This is a genomic window from Bacillus sp. I-2 (assembly GCF_001974945.1).
In the GTDB taxonomy this organism is placed as follows: Bacteria; Bacillota; Bacilli; order Bacillales; family Bacillaceae; genus Bacillus; species Bacillus safensis.
In genome coordinates this window covers 229,926-250,981 of record NZ_LZRW01000045.1, presented here as the reverse complement: position 1 = coordinate 250,981, position 21,056 = coordinate 229,926, and the positions used below count along the sequence as shown (strand labels likewise).

Here is a 21,056-nt window from a genome sequence, read left to right as displayed (position 1 = left end):
CCTTATTAGTCGATGATATTTTCTAAACCATAAACGAGCTGATCAATGTGCATGACCTGCTCTACTGAAAGCTTCACGCCTGACATAAAGGATGCACGGTTATAAGAATCATGACGAATGGTGAGCGTCTGTCCGTCCATTCCAAACAGTACTTCTTGATGTGCAATCATGCCAGGAAGTCTCACGCTGTGCAGACGGATACCATCATAATCAGCTCCTCGTGCCCCTTCGATCAATTCTTTCTCTTCTGGATGTCCCTGCTTTTTGCTTTCTCTTACTTCTGCAATCATTTCAGCCGTTTTTAAGCCCGTACCGCTTGGGGCATCTAGTTTTTTATCATGGTGAAGCTCAATGATTTCAACGTCAGGAAAATAATTCGCTGCCATTTTGGCAAATTTCATCATTAAGACCGCACCGACAGCAAAGTTTGGTGCAATAATACAGCCTATGCCCTTTTCTTCTGTTAATTGCTGAAGCTCTTTTAGGTCATCTTCTGAAAATCCAGTTGTTCCTACGACTGGACGCACGCCATGTTCAAGTGCTTTTTTTGTATGTACTTTCCCGATTTCTGGTGTTGTCAGATCAATTAATACATCTGGTGCTGTTTCTGAAAGACATACATCAATATCCGTATAAATCGGTGCATTAGATGTCGTATGAATCACATCAGATAATTTTTTTCCTTCATGCGTGTGATCAAGTGCTGCCACCAGCTCAAAATGGCCTGTTTCTTCCGCCAGCTTCACAGCCTCTATCCCCATTCTTCCTCTTGCTCCAGCGATTACTACTTTGATGGTTTCGTTCGTCATCGTCTCTACTTCCCTTCTTTTTTCGTCCAGCGGTCTTTATCTCTTGTATTGAATTTATGCATCACACGATCATGTGCTTCTTCTAGTGAAATATCAAGTGAATTAGCGAGGCATGTTAACACAAACAAAACATCACCAATTTCTTCTTCCATGCTTTTTTCTGTTTCCGTTGTTTTTTTCGGCTTTTCTCCATAGTAATGGTTAACCTCTCTTGCCAGCTCCCCTAATTCTTCTGTCAGGCGGGCCATCATAGCAAGCGGGCTGAAATAGCCTTCTTTAAATTGTCCTATGTAATCATCTACTTCTTGCTGCACGTGACGCAGCGTTTTTTCTTTCGTCATGAAGCTCTTCCTCCTATCCATCTCTTACATGTTAGCGAAATCATAAATATTTGACAAATGTTTAAGACTCAGTTTGCTTGTTTCTCTCCCATACCATATAATATTATCGCTGTCTAAGCAAAAAAAGGAGTGGTCTCTTGCTAAAAGAAATTCGTCTTAAAAATATCGTATTTATTTTAATAGGATCTGCGATTTTTTCTTTCGGTCTTGTTCATTTTAATATGCAGAACAATTTGGCGGAAGGCGGATTTACAGGTATTACACTGCTTTTATATTTTCTATTTCACATTGACCCATCTATTTCAAACCTTGTCTTAAACATTCCGATCTTTTTTATAGGCTGGAAAATGCTCGGCAGAACGATGTTTACTTATACAATTGTAGGAACAGTGAGTCTTTCTGTCTTTCTTGCCATCTTCCAGCGCTTTCAAATACATATGCCCCTCCAGCACGATTTAGCCTTAGCCGCCCTCTTTGCAGGTGTATTTATCGGAACAGGCCTCGGAATCATCTTTAAATTCGGCGGTACAACAGGCGGTGTGGACATCATTGCAAGACTGATCAACAAGCATTATCAGGTGGCAATGGGACGAACAATGTTCATCTTCGACGCATGCGTCATTACCATCTCTCTGACCTACTTAAATTATAAAGAAGCAATGTATACACTTGTTGCAGTGTTTGTTGCTGCGAAGGTCATTGACTTCATGCAAGAAGGCGCTTACGCTGCCAAAGGCGCCATGATTATCTCTGAAAAAGATGACATCATTCAAAAGAAAATCACGGATGAAATGGAGCGCGGTGTCACCATCTTAAAAGGGGTCGGTTCCTATACGAAGCAGGAGCGCAACGTTCTTTATTGCGTCGTTCCGAAAAACGAGCTTGTCCACCTTAAAAGTGTCGTGACCTCAGTCGATCCTCATGCGTTTGTATCTGTCAGTGACGTGCATGATGTACTCGGTGAAGGCTTTACATTAGATGAACACAAAAAGCCGCTCAATCCACATTAAAAAAGAAGCACCAGTTTTGGGCTTCTTTTTTTATGATTTAGGATAATCAGCCTGACGTTTTTGCTTCTTTTCTTTTTCAGCACGATATTTCCGAAATCCAACATACGTTAACGTTAATAAAATGATACTCCCGGTTGTTAAGATGACCCATAAAAGCGATGGATCAGCTTCATCTTCATCGACGTGAGCAAACACACTCGATAAATCCTCTTCCAGCTTCGTGAGACGTTCAAGCTTTGTCCCACTTGATGCTTTTAAAAACTCACCTTGCTCAATCACTTCCATGTGCTGCTTAATCGTCTGGAGCTTTTCAGGCGAAATATCAATGGTTAAACTTGGATAGATCATATCGTATAAAGAAACAAGCTCATTCCAAGTTTCATAAAATGTTGTCGATTCTGGATCTTTTACTTCTTTTTTCAAAGTAGGAAAAGACCCCATAATGGGCTTCTCCAGCGAACCCCAAAGAGGCTCAGAATCCGACTGGATCGCATCAAGCAGCATTCTAAATTGAGAGGCATAACGAAGCTTTTCGCGCTCATTCAATTCATCCTGCGGCAGCCCTTTTATCATATCTTGATAGCCAAGTGTAATTTGCCGAATCTGCGTATTCGTCAAAGTTCCACGCCAATTCTCAGCTTTAAATGTCTTTTCAACATACAATGCGACTTGTAACGCCTCATCATATTTAGCTTGTCTCGTTAATTGAAAGATGGAATCTGATAGTTCCGTTAATTCTTGCAGCGTGTTAGCAGCTGTTTCCTCACCTTTAGCAACTGCTGGCTGTAATACGAGAAAAAATAATAGAATCATCGCGATTGGCTTTCGTTTCATGCAAGTCCCTCCTAGCCCTTCTCCTTACAGCGTATGAAGAAAAGGACAAGGTTAGACCAACATTGTTAAGGGAGTTCCAGCTTGACCGATTTTTTCGATAGAACGAGATAATACGAAACAAGAAGAACCGCAATACTTAGCCAAAACGTCACGTAGCCGATCTCGTTTGAGTAAGCAGACAGCATAGAATAACGGGGCATCATACCAAATACATAATCAATTACATCATTATGTAAGATCCAAACGCCTGCTACCACGAGATGACGCATTTGAAAACGATAATATGGCGCAAACAATACAGCCTGAACCGCCATCGCAAAGTGAGACCCAATCAGCATGTATCCTTCCCACGGAAAATCATCAATAGATAAAAGCACAAAGATATTCATTCCTACCGCCCATAACCCATATTTAATCAAGGTCACAAGAGCAAGTGCTTCAAAATAAGGAGCATTTCGTTTCATCAAAAACGCAAGTAATACAAATAAAAAGAAAAAGCTGGCCGTTGGACTGTCTGGTACAAAAGCTAAAAAGACAGCCGGTGTCTCTACGAGCTGCGGAATATACCAATAGTAGCCGTACACAGTGCCAAGGAAATTGATGATAAGAACCAGCACAAGCATGTAGCGCGTCGCTAGCAAATATTGAATCCATCTCATATGTCTCTTCACTCACGATCTGTTAAAATCAGAAAAAAGCTGACAGCGCCAGCTTTTTCTCTTTTGAGTATATCCTTGTACTTGCATTTAAACAACTGAATTATTTTGATTTGACCTCAGATAAATATTTAGAGAGCTTCTCAAGTTCTTCATCACTGCCTTTAAAGACACCCTTCGGCATGTTGCCTTTACCTTCTACAGCGATTTTAGCGATCTCCTCAGGCGAAAGACCGTTGTCAACGAGTGACGGTCCGGCTGCTCCGCCCTGCATGTTATCTCCATGGCAGGAGATACATGTCTGCTCTTGATAAATTTTATACTCTTCAGCTGAAGTATCAATCTCTGCTTCTTTCTTAATCTCACCTTGTTTTGCCGCTGCTTCCCAATCATGAGTTGCAACAGACTCCCACGTTAAATACGTTGCTGCGCCGACTGCAAGAATCATCATCCCGACTGCAATTGGTCTTCTATACGGTCTGCGTTCTGGACCTGAATCAAGAAATGGTGCGAGCAAAAGTGCACCAAACGCAATTCCAGGCATAATCATCGCGCCGACGACAGTGAAGTTTCCTGCAGCAAATTCATATTTTAATAACTGGTACAAAAATAGGAAATACCAGTCTGGCAGCGGAATATAGCCAGTATCTGTAGGATCAGCCATCCGCTCAAGCGGAGGCGCATGAACAACAGTTAGGACAAGAAATCCAATTAAAAAAACGGCACCTACAAGCCATTCCTTTAAAAGAAAGTTCGGCCAAAAGGCTTCTGTTTTTCCCGGATATTCGGAATAGTCTTTAGGTATGTTAGGTTTTCTTTCTGCCGGTATTCTGGAATCTCCGACAAACTTCATCCCTTTTCCCCTATGCAAAGTCATCCCCTCCTCATTGAAAATACATCAAACGCAGCATTTTATAGCGGTCCAGAAATTCCTTGCTTACGAATCATAATAAAGTGGGCAGCCATCAGCCCAAATAATGCCGCTGGCAAGAAAAAGACATGGATAGCGAAAAATCTCGTCAGCGTTTGTGCCCCTACAATGTCAGGATGACCTGCAAGCAGCGTTTTGATCTCTTTACCAATGAAAGGTGTTGCTTCTGCTATTTGAAGACCAACCTTCGTCGCAAACAGCGCCTTCATATCCCATGGTAAAAGATAACCTGTAAAACCAAGTCCAAGCATCACAAAGAAAATGAGCACACCAACAATCCAGTTCAGCTCTCTAGGCTTTTTATACGCCCCTTGGAAAAAGACCCTTAGCGTATGTAAAAACATCATCACAATGACTAAACTCGCACCCCAGTGGTGCATCCCTCTGACAATCTGTCCAAATGCCACTTCATTTTGCAAATAATAGACAGATTCCCAGGCATTTTTAATATCCGGCACGTAATACATCGTTAAAAACATGCCCGAAAGGACTTGAATGACTGTCACAAAAAACGTTAAACCGCCAAAACAATACACAAAAGCGGAGAAATGATGTGCTGGGTTGACGTGCTCTGGCACCTCGTGATCCGCAATATCTCTCCATATCGGTGTAATGTCCAGCCGCTCATCTACCCAATCGTAAATCTTGTTAAGCATCGTTACCCTTCCCCTTTCGGCACAGCTTTTCCAAGATAGAGGTATCCGTCCTTCACTTGCTGCTTATAATGGTCAAGCGGTGCAAGCGGTGGAGTTCCGGGTACGTTTGTACCATCCTTGTCGTACAGCCCATAATGGCACGGGCAGAAAAATTTGTTTGGATTTTTCGGATCACTGTTCCAGTTCACTGTACATCCTAAATGTTTACAAATTGGCGATAAAGCGACAATTTCATCCCCTTCTTTGTACACCCATGCTGACCTAGATTCCTTTGACTCGTACCATGCATCTACTTGATCAATTTTAAAGTCAAAGCGCTTCGGTTCCTTTGTCAATTCATCTACACTGACAACTTGAACCATATCCTGATCCTCTGTTCCTTTTAGCACAGGGTCAAGCGCAAAGCGAACCATAGGCATGAGCATTCCAGCGGCCATAAATCCCCCCACGCCGGTCAACGTGTAATTCAAAAATTGACGCCTGGACACTCCATGTCTCTTCTCGCTCATTTTTTTCTCCCCCCCTCAGGTCGTCAGCTACTTTATAACTGAATTAGAAAAAATTTCATAAAACTAGGACACCCTCATAATATATCAATCTATTCACAAGGTCAACATCCTAAAAAGCTATGTACAATGCAAATGTAAGGGTTTTTATGAAGGGTTCCATTTTTGTAACAAAAAGTTCAAAATTTGTTCTACACTGTCTTGAATGACTTTTTGCTTTAATTCAACCTTCAAATGCTCCAGCGGAACCGGCTTGAGCAAAAATAGCAATTCACTGATCTCAGCATGCTCTTTCCACTTGTGATCAGATGTGATCAATATGACATGCTGAAAATGATCTTTGAGCGACTGCTTCATTGTGAGTATGTCTTCTGGTTTCCGGTCACTCACTTCCAAATATGTATGTGGCGGAAAAAGAAAAACCCGCCCTTTTAACTGTCTTTCAAGTTCATCTGCTACAAGAATAGTAAACTCTCCTAAAGACACGGTTTGTTTCATTTGATCCGCATCAATCCCAACTAATGGAATGATAGCGGTATCAATGTAAGCTTTAGATTGCAAAAAGCGATCCGCGTCCTCTGCTTGAAACTTCATCCATTTCCCCTCTTTCATGACATAAGCCCTGCCTGTATAGGGCAAGGCTTATTCGTTCAGTTTATGACAATAGGCTTAATTCTTTTGCCAGCTTATTAAATGTTTCTTGATCATGACGGTCAAGTGCTTCATCTATCTCTTTCATGAGTCGTTCTTTTTGGAAAGTTGCGATTGAGTGCTCAAGCACTTTCTCAGCAAGATCCTTATCTTTTTCGTTCTCATAAAGATCCTTTGGAATATGAGGATTTGTTTCAAGAACAGCTGCATATTCCGGCGAACGATAAGCAGAACGGAAATTCAATTGAATAAACAAATCCTGCTGTTTATTCAAACGAATATCATGAAATGACTTTTCAGCATCTGTCGTCATGATGTTTTCTTTATAAAATCTAAAGGGAACTTCATCCACACAGTGTGTTGACATGATGATTCCCCTTGGGCAAAATTCTGCTTGCTCTACAAAATGAACCTTTTCCATCAAAGAGTCGTGACTCATTAAATAATTTAATATCCAAACACACTCTCTTCGCTTTAGCTGATAATGGTTTAAGAACCACCGGATAAATTCCTTTTTTTCATTGACAGAAACAGGGGTCTGCATGTTATTCCCTCCTCTATCGTAAATTAAATTGCTATACATGAATTATTCAACAAACCAGTTCTTCATTCCTGCAAACTATAAGGAAATTTCGTCTTCAATTCTTAAAATCGTTTCTTCAATTTCTTCATTCGTACCATCTTTCTCTAGAACTTTGCGTAATAACGGCAATGCTTCTTTTTGTCTGCCCTCTTCTAAAAGGAACGAAGCGTATTCATATAAAAAGTCACGTTCCTCATCAAAATCAGGCAGGGCAAGCTTGAAATATTCGGCCGCTTCTTTGTATTCTTCTCGCCCGACAGAAGCAGATGCAGCATACCAATTCCATTTTGGATCATCTTCCCCAAAGCTTTTAACCTCTTTAATAACATCCAGAATTTCATCAAACAGCTCTTCATTTAAATAGATCGCCAGCAATGTTTGAACTGCTTCAATATAACCCGGATCGAGAGCAAGTGCTTCTTGAAGCAGTTTTTTCGCATCTTCTGAATCCCCATTTTTCAAATCAATCTTGGCACCATATAAATATAATTCTTTGTTATACTCATCAACTTTAATACCCTCTTTTACTACTTCTAAAGCCTCGTGATATAGTCCTTCTTCCTCATAACTTTTCGCTAAAGGCATATATAGTGACGAATAGGACGGATCAATATCTTTCAGTTCTGTAAGCTGCTGAATGGCTGTTTTCGTTCTGCCAGCCCTCATTGCTGTAAATCCGTAGCCAAAAAGAGTATTCGGGTCTGCTTGATCTTTTACTGCCTTTTCGTACCATTCAAGTGCATCCTCAAATTCTCCAGCTGTGCTGAGCGATTCAGCGAGCCGCTGATACACATTGACACCGCCAACCTCATGCTGTTGATCTGCCACTTTGTAGAAATAATCGGCCGCTTTCTTTGAAAGGCCTTGAGAAAAATACAACTCACCTAATGCAAAATCGATGATGGCTTCATTCGGAAGTAGTTCTTTCGCTTTTAAAAGCTTTTGTTCACTGACTTCAAATAGTCCTTGCATTTGATACAAATCTGCCATTAACAATAAACTCTCTGGGTACGCATCATCATCTTCAGGAATCGTTTCTAATACTGAAATCGCCTTCTCTTCTTCATCAGAGTCAATCAACAGCTCTGCATAAAAACACGTTAAACCTGTTTCCTCTGGATATAAATCATGTAAATCACTGATGAGATACCGTGCTTTATCGATATCTCCCCAATCATAATATAATTGAGCCGCTTGCGCCTTTTCTTCATCATGCAAATGCTTCTCTGCTTGAGCAAGTGTTTGGAGTCCTTTTTCAGTCTCACCCGCCTCAACTAATTTTATGGCTTCTTGTAATGAACTATTCAAATCAAACCGTTCCTTTCTGTTTCCAAAAACCTAAACTATTGTTACTTCATATCATAATCGACAGGTACACATCCAGCAAATATGTTGCTCTTTTAAAATGAACCCATTTTTGTGTTTTAAAGACTGTTTTTCATTTCATCCTATAAGAAACTGATGATTTGTAAACTGCAGACACTATTTTTATCGGACAAAATGTTTTTTTCAAGGTTTCACCTTGAGACAAGCTATGCTATATTTCTGACAAATATGCAAAAGGAAAGAAAAAGCCTGAGGACCTCCTCAGACTGTTTTCGTTAAATATTCAATGTGTTCAAAGAAATTCGGGTATGAGACACGAACAGCATCTGTATCTTCAATCTCAATTGCTTGCTTTGTCACACATGCGGCAATTCCCAGCATCATACCGATACGGTGATCTCCGTAGCTGGAGACGACTGCGCCGCCTTGAAGCGTAGTTTTACCATGAATCTTCATACCATCATCTGTTGCTTCAATATCAGCACCGAGTTTTTTAAGTTCTGATACGACTGTATCAATTCGATTAGTTTCTTTAACTTTTAACTCAGCAGCATCTTTAATGATCGTTGTTCCTTCTGCTTGGGTCGCAAGAAGTGCAATAATCGGAATTTCATCGATGAGTCTTGAAATCATGTCACCAGAAATTTCAATCCCTTTTAATGATGAAGTAGAAATCGTTAAATCACCATACGGTTCTCCGCCTTTGGCATCTACTTCATTGATTTCAAGATTTGCACCCATAAGTTTCAGCACATCAATAATACCTGTTCTTGTTTTGTTTAGCCCGACATTTTTTAAGACAATCCGGCTGTTAGGAACGATTGATCCAGCTACAAGGAAAAATGCAGCTGAAGAGATGTCTCCAGGAACAAATATATCTGTTGCTGTTAATGTCTGGCCGCCTTCAATAGAAACACTTTGTTCATCTTCATCTAGTTTTACACCAAACATAGAGAGCATTCTTTCTGTATGATCTCTTGATTTATGTGGTTCAGTTAATGTTGTTGTACCCTCTGCTTGCAGCCCAGCTAAAAGGACAGCCGACTTAATTTGTGCACTTGCCACCGGAGACTCATAAGATATGCCTTTTAAATGACCGCCACGAATAGACAGTGGTGTATACTCGCCATTTGCTCTGCCGTCTATTTTGGCTCCTAGTTGTTTAAGCGGACCCGTCACACGTTTCATGGGTCTTTTGGCAATACTCTCATCACCAATTAGTGTACTGTGAAACTCACAACCAGCTAATATTCCCATCATTAATCGAATGGTTGTACCAGAATTGCCAACATCGAGAATGTCAGACGGCTCCTTGAGCTCTTTCAGTCCTTTACCATGAATGACAACATCTGTCCCTTTTTGTTCAATTTCAACGCCCATCTTTCTAAAGCAATCAATCGTACTTAAACAGTCAGCTCCAGGAAGAAAGTTTTTCACTACTGTGGTCCCTTCAGCAATTGCACCAAACATCACTGATCTATGTGAAATAGATTTATCACCTGGGATATGAATTTCTCCATTCATAGGAGCTTTTTTATGAATTTTCATGTTTGTCACCTCAGTCAGCATAAAATGTATCGTAATTCGCTCTATTTTTTATACAGATTTCTGCACGCTTGCGGTCGTCATCTGTTTGAAAACTAATGCGTAAAATCCCATTAATGTCTTCCCGCGTCTCAATAATACGGATATTTGTAATACTAATGTTTTCACTTGCTAGATGCCCTGTAATCTCCGATATGACCCCGGGGTGATCCGGAACATCGACATACAGATCATAAAAGGCAGGAATGGCTCCTTTTTTCCTTAGAGGCAGTCCATCACGATATTCCTTTGCATCTTGAAAATAAGAGAACAATCCTTCAGCATCTTCTTGCTCTACGAAGGTTTCAATGCGGTTAATCTCTTTTTTCCATTCATGGAATCGGTCTAAAATCTTGTGTTTATTGTGCAGCAGGATATCCCGCCACATTGCAGGATTGCTTGAAGCAATCCGTGTGATATCACGAAAGCCTCCAGCCGCAAACCGTTTAACAAGTGGGAATTGTTCTTCAAAATGATGTGCTTGATGCACAAGGCTGGCTGCAACAATATGAGGAAAATGGCTAATTACACTTGTCACAGCATCATGTTCTTCTGGTGTCATCTCGATGAAATGAGCATTTGTCCCCTTTAACAAATCCATCAACCGATCAACAGCTTGGCGGTTTGTTTCCTTTGCAGGCGTTAAAATGTAGAACGCATTTTCAAATAAAAAGTCTTTTGCTGCAATAACACCTGACTTATGAGAGCCTGCCATTGGATGTCCACCAATAAATTGGTAATGCTCAGGCAGCGCTTTTTCAGCAAAATGGACGACCTTTTGCTTTGTGCTGCCGACATCAGTGATTATGAGCTCTCTTTCAATTCCAGAGTCTGCAATATCACTAAGCATCTTTACTGTTTGCTGGACAGGTGTTGCCAAAATAATGGTCGAAGATTCTTCTAAACCAGCCAAAAACGAATCAGCTGTTGCATCAATAATTCCCAGCTTCGTTGCAGCAACCATTTGCTCTTTGGAAACATCAAATCCTACAATTTTTTTATGAGGATACTCTTTTTTAATCGAGAGTGCAATGGATCCCCCAATTAAACCGAGTCCAGCGATTAATATTGTTTCGTTTGCATCATTCATATTCATCACCTGATTTTTCGCGAAAATTAAACAACCTATTTCAACAGCTTATATGTATTGAGGTTGGTACAATGAAAGCCATATCCTGCCTTAGGATATGACTTTATGGTTATGCTACGCACGAATGCCTTGCAGTAAATCGGCAAGTGTGCTTAGAATGTCTTCATTTTGCTCTTTTGTTCCGACGGTAATACGTAAAGAAGTCGGAAAACCAAGTGCTTTACCGGAACGAACAATGTAACCTTTTTTCAATAATGCATTGAACAATTCATCTGCATCTCTTTTAAAATCAATCAGCACAAAGTTTGTTTGAGATGGATAGATATATAGTCCAAAACGGTCAGCAAAATCTTGATATTGCTTGAGACCTGCTTCGTTTTTCTGTCTGCATGATTGTATGAAATCTTGATCTTTGATCGCTGCACGAGCAGCTGCCTGAGCGATACGGCTAGTATTAAACGGCTCTCTCGCTGGTTCAATGGCAGTAATCAGCTCTTCTGATGCAATTCCGTAGCCTACTCGAAGCGCTGCAAGTCCATATGCTTTAGAAAACGTTCGAAGTACAATGACATTTTGATAATTGTGTAATAAAGATAAACTGTTTGGAAAATCTTCCGCACGAACGTACTCAAAATACGCTTCATCTAGTACAACAAGCACGTGAGCTGGCACTTCGTCTAAAAACGCCACAATCTCAGATTCTGACAAATGATTTCCTGTCGGGTTATTTGGATTACATACCCAGACAACCTTCGTATTTTCATCGATCGCATCCAGCATGCCCTTCAGATCGTGAGCTCCCCCTTCTAAAAGAGGCACTTCTCGAATTTCAGCATGTTCAATCACTGCATTGTGACGATATTGCGGAAAAGATGGAGATGGGATGACGGTATTTGTATGTTGGTCAAGGAATGCTCTCGCAATAATTTGCACAAGTTCATCTGAGCCGTTCCCGAAAATTAATTGTTTTTCACTTACTTGAAGAAACTCAGCAAGCTCCGTTCTTAAACTTGCGCTGTATCCATCCGGATAAATCGCTAGATGTTCGAGCTCAGCTTGTATTGCCTCTCTTGCATGTACAGAACATCCAAAAGGGTTTTCATTTGAAGCCAATTTCACAATTTTGTCTAATTGATATTCTTTTTTGACCTCTTCAATTGGTTTCCCAGGTTGATACGGTTTTAGCTGTTTTAATTGATCTTTGATTTGCAAAATGTTTCACCTCATTTGAATGAATAGAGGGGACTAAATGTTTTTGCATATGTTTCAAATTCTCTTAAAGCCTCTTGACGTGTATCACTTGCCAGCAATTGTTCTTGAAGCTCTTCAATTTTTTTCACAAGTGCACTTCCGACAACAACACCGTCACTCAGTTTATTCATTGAGTCTACCTGCTCTCTTGTTGAGATGCCAAAACCGACCGCAACCGGTATGTGACTCAGCTGTTTCACTTGTTGAATAAAATCTGTAATTGACGCGTCAAAGGATTGTCTGACACCTGTTACACCAAGAGATGAAACACAATACACAAAACCTTCTGCCTGCTCTACAATGTTTACTAATCGTTCCTTGCTTGTTGGTGCAACGAGTGAAATATATGAAATGTCATGTGTTTGACAGTTCTTTTGCAGCTCGCTGCTCTCTTCAAACGGCAAGTCGGGTGTTAAGAGTCCCGAAATATGATTTTTGCGCAGTAAAGCGAAAAAGTATTCTGTGTCTAATTGTAACACAGGATTATAATACGTAAATAGAATTACAGGAATTTTTACACCGTTTTTTTTCATCTTCCCTGCTAATTCTATCGCTTTTACGATATTCATGCCATGATTTAGAGCTCTTTTGGAGGCTCTTTGAATGACAGGACCGTCTGCTAGTGGATCGGAATAAGGAACACCGAGTTCAATCGCATGTGCACCGGCTGCTTGAAGGGAGATAGCTAAATCAATCGTGATGTCTTCTGACGGATCTCCAGCTGTGATAAATGGGATAAATAATTTTTCGCCTTGCTCTAATTGAAATCTAATCATTTTGTTTTCCCCTCACTTTCGAGCACGTTCATTAATGTATGCACATCCTTATCGCCTCTTCCTGACAGGCAGACAAGAATGATTTCATCTTCATTCATCGTCTTGCTTATCTCAAACGCCTTGGCTAACGCATGTGCAGATTCAATTGCTGGAAGTATTCCTTCTTTTTCAGTCAGCAGTTTTAGGGCATCTAGTGCTTCTTGATCTGTTGCACTCACATATTGAACCCTCCCGCTCGCATGTAAATATGCGTGCTCTGGTCCAATTCCCGGATAATCTAAACCAGCGGAAATAGAATATGGCTCAATAATTTGGCCAAATTCGTCTTGGATTAAATATGTCAAAGACCCATGGATCACTCCTTTGGTTCCTTTCGTGATGGTTGCAGCATGGAGCGGCGTATCGATTCCTTTTCCAGCTGCCTCTACACCAATGATATCTACCTCTTCATCTAAAAATGCTCGGTACATTCCAATGGCATTACTTCCGCCGCCAACACAGGCAATGACTTTATGAGGAAGCCTTCCTTCTTTTTCAAGCAGCTGCTCTTTTGCTTCATCACCAATCATCCGCTGGAACTCGCTGACGATTTGAGGATACGGATGAGGGCCTACAACGGAGCCAATCATATAAAAATGATCACTGCAGTGCTGAACCCAATAGCGGATGGCTTCGTTGGTTGCATCTTTTAGTGTGCCATTCCCGCTTGTGACAGGTATAACTTCAGCGCCAAGCAGTTTCATTCGAAAGACATTGAGTGATTGTCTTTCCACATCTTCTTTTCCCATAAATACCGTGCAGGATAACCCGAACTTTGCGGCCACCGTTGCAGCAGCTACTCCGTGCTGCCCCGCGCCTGTTTCTGCTATGATGTTTGATTTCCCCATTTTTTTCGCAAGCAGGGCCTGACCAAGCGCATTGTTAATTTTATGAGCACCCGTGTGGTTTAAATCTTCTCTTTTTAAATAGATTTTTGCGCCGCCGAGGTATGCTGATAATTGGTCAGCATATGTAAGCGCAGTTGGTCTGCCTGAATAGTTTCGAAGTAGTGATACATATTCTGCTTGAAAAGCAGGGTCTTCTTTTAATTCACGAAATGCCTGCTCGATTTCTGCAAGTGGCTGCATGAGCGTTTCCGGGACAAATTTCCCTCCGAATTCTCCGTATCTGCCAATCTCATTTGGATATGCGTACATCATTTAACATCCTTTCTTCGAGCGCTTCGATCTTAGCGCTGCTTTTCTTCCCGTTTTCTTCTATTCCGCTTGAAAGATCGATCGCTTCTGGACCATAGGCAAGGAGCTCTGCTATCGTTTCTGGTGTGATACCGCCTGCAATTATGCAAGTTTTCTCCAGCCGTTTTGCATGCTTAACGTATGCAGGCACCGTCTCCCAAGCAAAAGCTGTTCCAGAGCCGCCTCTCATCCCTTTTACTTTCGCATCAATAAGGAAGCCATCGACAACAGGCGCAAATGCCGTCATTTTTTCAAGCGTGTTTGTGATATTGGATTCGTGGTGGAACACTTTCCAAACGACAGCCCCTGTTTGTTGTTTGATTTCTTTAGCGTCATCCTGCGTTTCATCTCCATGAAGCTGTACGATATCTAAAGGTATATGTTTTGTGATCTCACACACTTTTTCGATCTTTTCATTTACAAATACACCGGCAATTTTTTTCTCACACTTTGTATGGATGAGCCATTGTTTCACTTGATCTGGCTGGACTTGTCTTTTACTTGGAGCAAAAATAAATCCAATGGCATCTGCGTGAGATTGCGCAATACATTCCACATCATCTTGTGATACTGCCCCGCAATATTTTACATAAGGCTTCATCCTGTTCATTCTCCAAACAATGTTTGAACGGCTTTTTCTTGTGATTGTTCTCTCATTAATGATTCTCCTACAAGAACTGCACCCGCTCCATGTTTCTTCACAAAGGTCAGATCATCAAATGTTTGAATACCGCTCTCACTCACTAGTAAGACATCGTTTGGAACGAGGGGTGCGATCTCTTTTGTTTGTTCAACTGTTGTTGTAAATGTATTTAAATTCCGGTTGTTCACTCCAATGATTTCAGGAGTGAACAACTTTAAAATATTTTCCAGTGTATCTGCTGCATGTACTTCGACAAGGACATCAAGGCCTTTCTCTTTCGCTTCAGCATAGAGCTCTTGCAGCTTTTGCGGCTCAAGTACTTCTCCAATTAATAAAATGGCATCTGCCCCTATACGTCTTGACTCTTCTACCTGTATGGAGTCAATGATGAAATCTTTTCTTAAAATTGGACGATCTACGTGTTTTTTAATGAGGGATAAGTATTCGTTTTTCCCTTGAAAGAACGGTTCATCCGTTAAAACAGATAAGCAATCAGCGTTTGATTTTTCGTAAGCTTTTGCTGTTTGTAAAGGATCAAAATTCGGTTGAATGATTCCTTTGGAAGGAGACGCTTTTTTCACCTCCGCAATTAGACCAATTGAGCGATGAGGATTCATGAGTGCTTCTTTAAATGATCGTCTTTCAAAGTGTCCATCTACTGGTAACTGCAATGTTTGGATATGTTCTTTTTTGCGGGCAATGATTTGATTAAGCATAGATCTCTTCCTCTCTCGTTTTTTGTTTTAAACGAGCCAATTGTTCTTTGGCTGCGCCGTTTTTAATCGTTTCAATCGCTTTTAATGTTCCGGCCATGAGGCTTTCTGACTTCCCTGCGACATATAAAGCGGCTCCAGCATTCAGGGCTGTAATATGAAGCGGTGCCCCTCCTGTTTGATGATTCAATATATTCTGAATCAATTTAGCACTCTCTTCCGGTGATTGGACCTGAATATCTGATAAGTATCCTTTTTGCAGCCCAAAGTCTTCTGGATTGAGTGTATATTCTGTCATGACATCTTTTTTAAGTTCAATCACATATGAATTTGCTGTAATCGTTAATTCATCCAGTCCATCTTCTCCGCAAACAAACAGCACATGTTCTGGCTCTAACGGTGCAAGGGCTTTTGCCATTAATTTTGCCTTTTCCTTTGAGTAGACACCGATGATTTGCTTTTTGGCTTGCATTGGGTGGCAAAGCGGTCCTAAGAGATTAAATACCGTCCGGAAGCCGAGCTGCTTGCGGACTGCGGCTACTTGTTTCATAGATGAATGATACAATGGAGCAAATAAAAAGCCCATGTTTTTCTCTTGTATTTGTCTTCTTGTTTCTTCTGGTGTGGATTGAATATGAATCCCAAGACACTCTAGTACATCGGCACTCCCGCTTTTAGAAGAAACTGATCGATTTCCATGTTTGGCGATTTTGGCTCCAGCAGCGGAAGCGACAATGGCAGCGGCAGTTGATATATTAAAGGTGGAGAGTCCATCGCCTCCTGTGCCGCAAGTATCTACAACATCAAGCGCTCGTTCCATTGGTGCTGCATTTTGCCTCATGGCTTTCACAAAACCCGTCATTTCTTCAGCGGTTTCTCCTCTATGCGCTAAAATCGAGAGACTTGCAGCGACTTCAGCATCTGTTAAAAAGCCGCTCATCATATCATGCATGAGTTTATTTGCTTCATTTTCTGATAGAAAGCCTCCATTAACAAGAGCTGATAGTCGGTGATTCATCCTGCACACTCTCCTTTTCTGAGAAAATATGTTCCGCAAGCTGAATGGCTTTCAGAAGTGCTCCTGCCTTGTTACAAGTCTCTTCCCATTCATTTTCCGGGACAGAATCAGCCACAATGCCGGCGCCTGCTTGTATAGAAGCGGTCTGATTTTTGACGCTCATCGTACGAATCGTAATACAGGAGTCGATATTGCCGTCGAATCCAATATAAGCAATACAGCCGCCATACGTTTCCCTTGGCTCAGGCTCCATTTCATTTAATAATTGCATCGCTCTTATTTTCGGGGCACCTGTTAATGTGCCTGCTGGGAATGCGGACATGAGCGCATCAACTGGATGTGTATCCCGCTTTAGCTTTCCTGTCACAATAGAGATGATGTGCATGACATGAGAGAAGTTCACTACTTTTGTAAAGGTTGGTACGGACACACTGCCGTATTCTGCCACACGGCCTACATCATTTCTGGCAAGATCCACTAACATGTAATGCTCGGCTTTTTCCTTTTCATCTTCAAGCAGCTCTCTTGCTAGTTCAGCATCCTCTTCTCTTGTTGTTCCTCGTTTTCTTGTGCCAGCAATAGGATGAATTTCTAAATGCCCATTTTTGGCATGGATTAATCGTTCTGGCGAGCTGCCGACTAAATCACGATCTTTTAATTTCATAAAATACATGTAAGGAGATGGATTCACAATGCGAAGCACGCGGTATAACTCAAATGAACTCACTGATACAGGGATATCAAATCGCTGCGAGAGTACGCCTTGAAAAATGTCACCCGCTCGAATGTATTCTTTGATTTTTTCTACATCCTTTAAAAATTGCGCTTTTTCATAGGTTGACGTCACATGTTCAAAGGATGGCGGCTCATTCATATTCCCTGATAAAATCAGTTCTTTCATATCAACCTTTGAATGGAGCTTGTGAATCATCTGTTCAAGCTGTTTTTGATTTTCTTTGTAAGCTCGAATTTTTTCGTCTTCTGTTTCATGTCCGGCCAGCTGAGTGTATTGGATAAAATGAACATGATTTGTTTCATGATCAAAGGCAATCATCGTTTGGCAGACAAATAATGTGCAATTTTCTGTCGTCGATGCGCTTCGGTGAGGCCTGACAGAAGGTTCAATGTTTGGGATCAGATCGTAGCTTAAGTACCCAACAGCCCCGCCTGTAAATGGGATATCAATATCTGGCGTTTTGATTTGATATTGCTCTTTCATCCAATCCAGCAGTTCTTTCAGCTCTTGCTTTTGCATGACTTCCTGCCCCGCAGCGTCACGTGCAACGTATTTGTTTTGGTCATCATGTAAGGTTAAAAATGGGTGCAATCCAATGAAGGAATATCTCGACCAGCTGGAAGACTCATCTTTGCTTTCTAGCAAATACACAATATCTTGTTTGAGTTTTTCAACAATTTGAATCGGTGAGAGCGTATCGACTGTAATGGTTTCAACAATTGGGATCGTTTTGTAGGACTCACTGTCCTTTAAAAATTGAGTCAGGTTTGATTGGGAATTCATAAGCACACTCCTTAAATGGGATTAAGGAGAATGAGGGGACATATAGAGGGTTTGTATGAGTATACGAAATAAGCCTAAAAGAGGGTTGCTCTTTTAGGCAGTATGATTAAATAGAAGTATCGTATCTCTGCTCAACTCTACTCATCTCAACTACCCTAGTCTCATTCTCATCTTCTCTAAGCTTGCAATGCCGTTTACACCTGTGTGTAAACTTCGGCTGTTCATATCGTATTATAATTCCTTGTTTTTTGTCAACTGTAAATCAGGGCGAAGCGTCACAGCTTCTTCCAAGTATACATGCTGTATGTCTTCCTGCTTTGTATCTGTCTGGACAGTCATTAAGACACGAATACATTGCTTTAAACCGCCATCAATGTCCAGTTCCTGCATGCAAGTAACCGGTACATATGTCCATCCTTCAAACTGACGAAGTGCTTTTGCCGGAAAAACGGAGTGAATATCTTGTGTAGCTGAAATCAAGATCTGCACGACACGTTCTGGATCTACTTGGTTTCTTGAAATGATCGCTTCTAGCAGCTGTTTCGTTTTGTTTAACACTTCTGTTTCTGTATCTTCTATCACAGTTGTAGCCCCACGTATCCCGCGAAACATCATAGACATCCCTCCTCCCGTTTCCATTCTTCGAGCCAGTAGTGCAGCTCACCTTTTGTGAAAGACTGTAAGGTGACGTCTCCAACCTGTTTTAATAAAACAAATTGAACACTGCCGCCTCTTGCTTTTTTATCACCAATCATCCGGTCAACAAATGTTTTCGTGGAAATATCTTGTGTGACTTGTACAGGGAATCCAAGCTCTTTCATCCACTCTTTTAGTTCCAAACGATTAAGGCTGAGCCCCAGCTGCTTTTCGCTCACATACAGCGCAAACTGCATGCCGATTGCAATGGCATCTCCGTGCGTGATGGCGCCATATCCATACTCTGCTTCAATGGCATGCCCCAGTGTATGGCCTAAATTCAAAAATGCACGCACACCTTGTTCTTTTTCATCTTCTTGAACGATTGACGCTTTGACTTGAATGCCTTGATACAGCATATGTGCCAGCTCGCTTTTTGATAAATCCGTCAAAGAACGAATGGACATGAGTTCTGATAAAAATTCTTCACTTGAAATCAGTGCATGTTTGATGACTTCTGCAAAGCCTGATCTTCGTTCAATTTGAGATAGTGTCTCAAGCATACTAGTATCATAGATCACAGCTTTCGGCTGATGAAACGCACCGATTAAATTTTTACCGAGCGGATGGTTGATCCCTGTTTTCCCGCCAACTGCACTATCATGTGCCAGGAGCGTCGTCGGCACTTGGATAAAATCAATGCCTCTCATATAAGTGGCAGCAGCAAAGCCAGCCAAATCTCCAATCACGCCGCCTCCCAGCGCAATGATGCAGGAGGAACGATCAAGCTGAAATTGAATGGCTTTCGTATGAATATGCTCAAATTCGGCAAAGGATTTCGACTGCTCTCCGCTCGGCACAACCACTTTGTTCACTGGCCACTTCTGCTGAAGTAAGCGAACCATCTCATCACCATAAATGGCATCAACAGCTGCATCTGTGACGATTAAGAGCTTCGTATAGGAATGCCCAGTGGAAGTTATCAAGTCGACGATATTGCGTTTAATCCCATCACCGATAAATACAGGATAAGTGGCTGAAGACGTCTTAACTTCCAGTGTTTTCATTAAAATTCCCTCTGAAGCTGGCGCATTTTCTCAACATTTTCTTTAATGCGGTCGATTTGGTCAAGGCCAAACTGCTCCACAACTGCATTGGCAATTTCCCATGCAACGACTGCTTCTGCAACAACACTTGCAGCAGGAACAGCACAGCTGTCAGATCGTTCAATACTTGCAGAGAAAGGTTCTTTTGTTTCAATGTCAACGCTTTGAAGCGGCTTATAAAGCGTTGGGATTGGTTTCATAACCCCTCTTACGACAATTGGCATACCCGTTGACATTCCGCCTTCAAGACCACCTAGGCGATTTGTTTTTCTCGAATAGCCCTTTTCTTCATCCCAGATGATTTCATCATGGACCTCACTGCCATTTTTAGAGGCTGCCTCGAAGCCAATACCGAATTCAACCCCTTTAAAAGCGTTGATACTAAGTACAGCGCCAGCAAGCTTGCTGTCCAATTTACGGTCGTAATGAACATAGCTGCCAACCCCAACGGGCATCCCTTCAACGATGACTTCAACAATTCCGCCAATTGAATCGCCGTTTTTCTTCGCTTCATCAATTGCATCCATCATTTTCTGACCTGCTTCACTGTCATAGCAGCGAACAGGTGATTCTTCTGTTACCTTCTGCAAATCTTCAATAGACTCATATGCTGTATGAGCTGCTTTTACTCCACCAATTTCAAGGACGTGACCAGCCACTTTGATTCCAAGGTGAGCCAAAATTTGTTTCGCTACTGCACCTGCTGCTACACGAACCGTTGTCTCGCGGGCTGATGAGCGCTCTAATACGTTTCTCATATCACGGTGTCCATATTTGATCGCCCCATTTAAATCCGCATGTCCTGGTCTTGGACGGGAGATTTGACGCTTCATTTCACTTTCTTCTTCTTCCGTGATCGGCTCTGCCCCCATCACCTTTGTCCAATGCTTCCAGTCGTTGTTTTCAACAACAAGTGCGATTGGGGAACCTAATGTTCTCCCGTGGCGAACACCACTTAACACTTTCGCCTGGTCTTTTTCAATCTGCATTCTTCTTCCGCGGCCATGACCTTTTTGTCTTCTAGCCAATTCATAATTGATGTCATCCTGCTCTATGTAAAGTCCCGCTGGAACTCCTTCAATAATTGTGGTCAGTTGTGGACCATGTGATTCACCTGCTGTTAAGTACCTCATGACTCAATCTCCCTTCATCGCATTAACGCTTTTAAGTAAAAATATAATA

23 protein-coding genes are annotated in these 21,056 nt (G+C 41.5%); 1 reads left to right on the top strand and 22 read right to left on the bottom strand.

Features of this window, described 5'->3' with window-relative positions; genetic code table 11:
• Positions 1–5: 5 nt before the first annotated feature.
• Both dapB and BAE31_RS17770 read right to left on the bottom strand, forming a co-directional pair.
• On the bottom strand, positions 6–809 hold the full coding sequence (gene dapB / locus BAE31_RS17775) for a 4-hydroxy-tetrahydrodipicolinate reductase (protein ID WP_034280443.1): 804 nt from the start codon (positions 807–809) through the stop codon (positions 6–8).
• A gap of 5 nt (positions 810–814) precedes the next feature.
• Positions 815–1,150 (bottom strand): nucleotide pyrophosphohydrolase, encoded by a 336-nt coding sequence (locus BAE31_RS17770; protein WP_024422788.1) that lies wholly within the window; start codon positions 1,148–1,150, stop codon positions 815–817.
• Positions 1,151–1,287: 137 nt separating this feature from the next.
• Between BAE31_RS17770 and BAE31_RS17765 the strand changes: the two genes are divergently transcribed.
• Positions 1,288–2,160: a YitT family protein gene (locus BAE31_RS17765; RefSeq protein WP_024422789.1), complete on the top strand. Its 873-nt coding sequence runs from the start codon at positions 1,288–1,290 to the stop codon at positions 2,158–2,160.
• Between the two features lie 30 nt (positions 2,161–2,190).
• Here the strand turns inward: BAE31_RS17765 and ypjB are convergent, their stop codons facing one another.
• The 20 genes from ypjB to aroC all read right to left on the bottom strand — a co-directional run bounded on the left by ypjB (position 2,191) and on the right by aroC (position 21,007).
• Positions 2,191–2,994: a sporulation protein YpjB gene (gene ypjB, locus BAE31_RS17760; RefSeq protein ID WP_076841020.1), complete on the bottom strand. Its 804-nt coding sequence runs from the start codon at positions 2,992–2,994 to the stop codon at positions 2,191–2,193.
• 65 nt (positions 2,995–3,059) lie between these two features.
• Positions 3,060–3,653, bottom strand: coding sequence for a lipoprotein heptaprenylglyceryl N-acetyltransferase LhaT (gene lhaT, locus BAE31_RS17755; RefSeq protein ID WP_076841019.1), 594 nt, complete (start codon positions 3,651–3,653; stop codon positions 3,060–3,062).
• A gap of 100 nt (positions 3,654–3,753) precedes the next feature.
• Positions 3,754–4,521, bottom strand: a complete 768-nt coding sequence (locus BAE31_RS17750; protein ID WP_024422792.1) for a menaquinol-cytochrome c reductase cytochrome b/c subunit — start codon at positions 4,519–4,521, stop codon at positions 3,754–3,756.
• 41 nt (positions 4,522–4,562) lie between these two features.
• Positions 4,563–5,237 (bottom strand): menaquinol-cytochrome c reductase cytochrome b subunit, encoded by a 675-nt coding sequence (gene qcrB / locus BAE31_RS17745; protein ID WP_003215804.1) that lies wholly within the window; start codon positions 5,235–5,237, stop codon positions 4,563–4,565.
• Between the two features lie 2 nt (positions 5,238–5,239).
• Entirely contained in the window at positions 5,240–5,746 is a 507-nt protein-coding gene (locus tag BAE31_RS17740; RefSeq protein ID WP_007500911.1) for a ubiquinol-cytochrome c reductase iron-sulfur subunit, read from the bottom strand.
• A 144-nt stretch (positions 5,747–5,890) separates the two neighbouring features.
• Positions 5,891–6,337, bottom strand: coding sequence for a YpiF family protein (locus BAE31_RS17735; protein WP_076841018.1), 447 nt, complete (start codon positions 6,335–6,337; stop codon positions 5,891–5,893).
• A gap of 61 nt (positions 6,338–6,398) precedes the next feature.
• Positions 6,399–6,938, bottom strand: a complete 540-nt coding sequence (locus BAE31_RS17730) for a ReoY family proteolytic degradation factor (protein ID WP_008344562.1) — start codon at positions 6,936–6,938, stop codon at positions 6,399–6,401.
• 75 nt (positions 6,939–7,013) lie between these two features.
• Complete coding sequence (locus BAE31_RS17725) at positions 7,014–8,285, bottom strand: tetratricopeptide repeat protein (protein WP_076841017.1); 1,272 nt, start codon at positions 8,283–8,285, stop codon at positions 7,014–7,016.
• 279 nt (positions 8,286–8,564) lie between these two features.
• Positions 8,565–9,851, bottom strand: coding sequence for a 3-phosphoshikimate 1-carboxyvinyltransferase (gene aroA / locus BAE31_RS17720; protein ID WP_076841016.1), 1,287 nt, complete (start codon positions 9,849–9,851; stop codon positions 8,565–8,567).
• Positions 9,852–9,861: 10 nt separating this feature from the next.
• On the bottom strand, positions 9,862–10,977 hold the full coding sequence (locus BAE31_RS17715) for a prephenate dehydrogenase (RefSeq protein ID WP_076841015.1): 1,116 nt from the start codon (positions 10,975–10,977) through the stop codon (positions 9,862–9,864).
• Positions 10,978–11,091: 114 nt separating this feature from the next.
• Positions 11,092–12,189 carry a histidinol-phosphate transaminase gene (gene hisC / locus BAE31_RS17710; RefSeq protein WP_024422797.1) on the bottom strand — a complete coding sequence of 366 codons (1,098 nt, stop codon included), beginning with the start codon at positions 12,187–12,189 and terminating at the stop codon, positions 11,092–11,094.
• 11 nt (positions 12,190–12,200) lie between these two features.
• Positions 12,201–13,004, bottom strand: coding sequence for a tryptophan synthase subunit alpha (trpA, locus tag BAE31_RS17705; protein ID WP_041109616.1), 804 nt, complete (start codon positions 13,002–13,004; stop codon positions 12,201–12,203).
• Positions 13,001–14,200: a tryptophan synthase subunit beta gene (gene trpB, locus BAE31_RS17700; protein ID WP_076841014.1), complete on the bottom strand. Its 1,200-nt coding sequence runs from the start codon at positions 14,198–14,200 to the stop codon at positions 13,001–13,003. Before trpB ends, trpA begins: the two co-directional genes overlap by 4 nt.
• Positions 14,181–14,849: a phosphoribosylanthranilate isomerase gene (locus BAE31_RS17695; RefSeq protein WP_076841013.1), complete on the bottom strand. Its 669-nt coding sequence runs from the start codon at positions 14,847–14,849 to the stop codon at positions 14,181–14,183. The genes trpB and BAE31_RS17695 overlap by 20 nt, the downstream gene beginning before the upstream one ends.
• The gene (gene trpC, locus BAE31_RS17690) at positions 14,846–15,598 is read right to left on the bottom strand and encodes an indole-3-glycerol phosphate synthase TrpC (protein ID WP_041109622.1); all 753 of its coding nucleotides are present in this window, start codon (positions 15,596–15,598) and stop codon (positions 14,846–14,848) included. Before trpC ends, BAE31_RS17695 begins: the two co-directional genes overlap by 4 nt.
• Positions 15,591–16,613: an anthranilate phosphoribosyltransferase gene (gene trpD, locus BAE31_RS17685; RefSeq protein ID WP_041109624.1), complete on the bottom strand. Its 1,023-nt coding sequence runs from the start codon at positions 16,611–16,613 to the stop codon at positions 15,591–15,593. Before trpD ends, trpC begins: the two co-directional genes overlap by 8 nt.
• Complete coding sequence (gene trpE, locus BAE31_RS17680) at positions 16,585–18,132, bottom strand: anthranilate synthase component I (RefSeq protein WP_041109626.1); 1,548 nt, start codon at positions 18,130–18,132, stop codon at positions 16,585–16,587. The genes trpD and trpE overlap by 29 nt, the downstream gene beginning before the upstream one ends.
• A gap of 231 nt (positions 18,133–18,363) precedes the next feature.
• On the bottom strand, positions 18,364–18,747 hold the full coding sequence (aroH, locus tag BAE31_RS17675; RefSeq protein ID WP_024422804.1) for a chorismate mutase: 384 nt from the start codon (positions 18,745–18,747) through the stop codon (positions 18,364–18,366).
• Entirely contained in the window at positions 18,744–19,835 is a 1,092-nt protein-coding gene (aroB, locus tag BAE31_RS17670) for a 3-dehydroquinate synthase (protein ID WP_041109628.1), read from the bottom strand. Before aroB ends, aroH begins: the two co-directional genes overlap by 4 nt.
• Positions 19,835–21,007 (bottom strand): chorismate synthase, encoded by a 1,173-nt coding sequence (gene aroC / locus BAE31_RS17665; protein ID WP_076841012.1) that lies wholly within the window; start codon positions 21,005–21,007, stop codon positions 19,835–19,837. The genes aroB and aroC overlap by 1 nt, the downstream gene beginning before the upstream one ends.
• Positions 21,008–21,056 lie beyond the last annotated feature (49 nt).

Bases quoted from the DNA above. Each gene is read 5' to 3' on its own strand.
- trpD (WP_041109624.1), bottom strand. From the start codon at position 16,613: ATGAATCACCGACTATCAGCTCTTGTTAATGGAGGCTTTCTATCAGAA.
- aroC (WP_076841012.1), bottom strand. From the start codon at position 21,007: ATGAGGTACTTAACAGCAGGTGAATCACATGGTCCACAACTGACCACA.
- dapB (WP_034280443.1), bottom strand. From the start codon at position 809: ATGACGAACGAAACCATCAAAGTAGTAATCGCTGGAGCAAGAGGAAGA.
- BAE31_RS17735 (WP_076841018.1), bottom strand. From the start codon at position 6,337: ATGAAGTTTCAAGCAGAGGACGCGGATCGCTTTTTGCAATCTAAAGCT.
- trpC (WP_041109622.1), bottom strand. From the start codon at position 15,598: ATGCTTAATCAAATCATTGCCCGCAAAAAAGAACATATCCAAACATTG.
- BAE31_RS17770 (WP_024422788.1), bottom strand. From the start codon at position 1,150: ATGACGAAAGAAAAAACGCTGCGTCACGTGCAGCAAGAAGTAGATGAT.
- BAE31_RS17730 (WP_008344562.1), bottom strand. From the start codon at position 6,938: ATGCAGACCCCTGTTTCTGTCAATGAAAAAAAGGAATTTATCCGGTGG.
- qcrB (WP_003215804.1), bottom strand. From the start codon at position 5,237: ATGCTTAACAAGATTTACGATTGGGTAGATGAGCGGCTGGACATTACA.
- BAE31_RS17695 (WP_076841013.1), bottom strand. From the start codon at position 14,849: ATGAACAGGATGAAGCCTTATGTAAAATATTGCGGGGCAGTATCACAA.
- BAE31_RS17740 (WP_007500911.1), bottom strand. From the start codon at position 5,746: ATGAGCGAGAAGAGACATGGAGTGTCCAGGCGTCAATTTTTGAATTAC.
- BAE31_RS17715 (WP_076841015.1), bottom strand. From the start codon at position 10,977: ATGAATGATGCAAACGAAACAATATTAATCGCTGGACTCGGTTTAATT.
- trpB (WP_076841014.1), bottom strand. From the start codon at position 14,200: ATGTACGCATATCCAAATGAGATTGGCAGATACGGAGAATTCGGAGGG.
- aroB (WP_041109628.1), bottom strand. From the start codon at position 19,835: ATGAAAACACTGGAAGTTAAGACGTCTTCAGCCACTTATCCTGTATTT.
- trpA (WP_041109616.1), bottom strand. From the start codon at position 13,004: ATGATTAGATTTCAATTAGAGCAAGGCGAAAAATTATTTATCCCATTT.
- lhaT (WP_076841019.1), bottom strand. From the start codon at position 3,653: ATGAGATGGATTCAATATTTGCTAGCGACGCGCTACATGCTTGTGCTG.
- aroH (WP_024422804.1), bottom strand. From the start codon at position 18,747: ATGATGTTTCGCGGGATACGTGGGGCTACAACTGTGATAGAAGATACA.
- aroA (WP_076841016.1), bottom strand. From the start codon at position 9,851: ATGAAAATTCATAAAAAAGCTCCTATGAATGGAGAAATTCATATCCCA.
- trpE (WP_041109626.1), bottom strand. From the start codon at position 18,132: ATGAATTCCCAATCAAACCTGACTCAATTTTTAAAGGACAGTGAGTCC.
- ypjB (WP_076841020.1), bottom strand. From the start codon at position 2,994: ATGAAACGAAAGCCAATCGCGATGATTCTATTATTTTTTCTCGTATTA.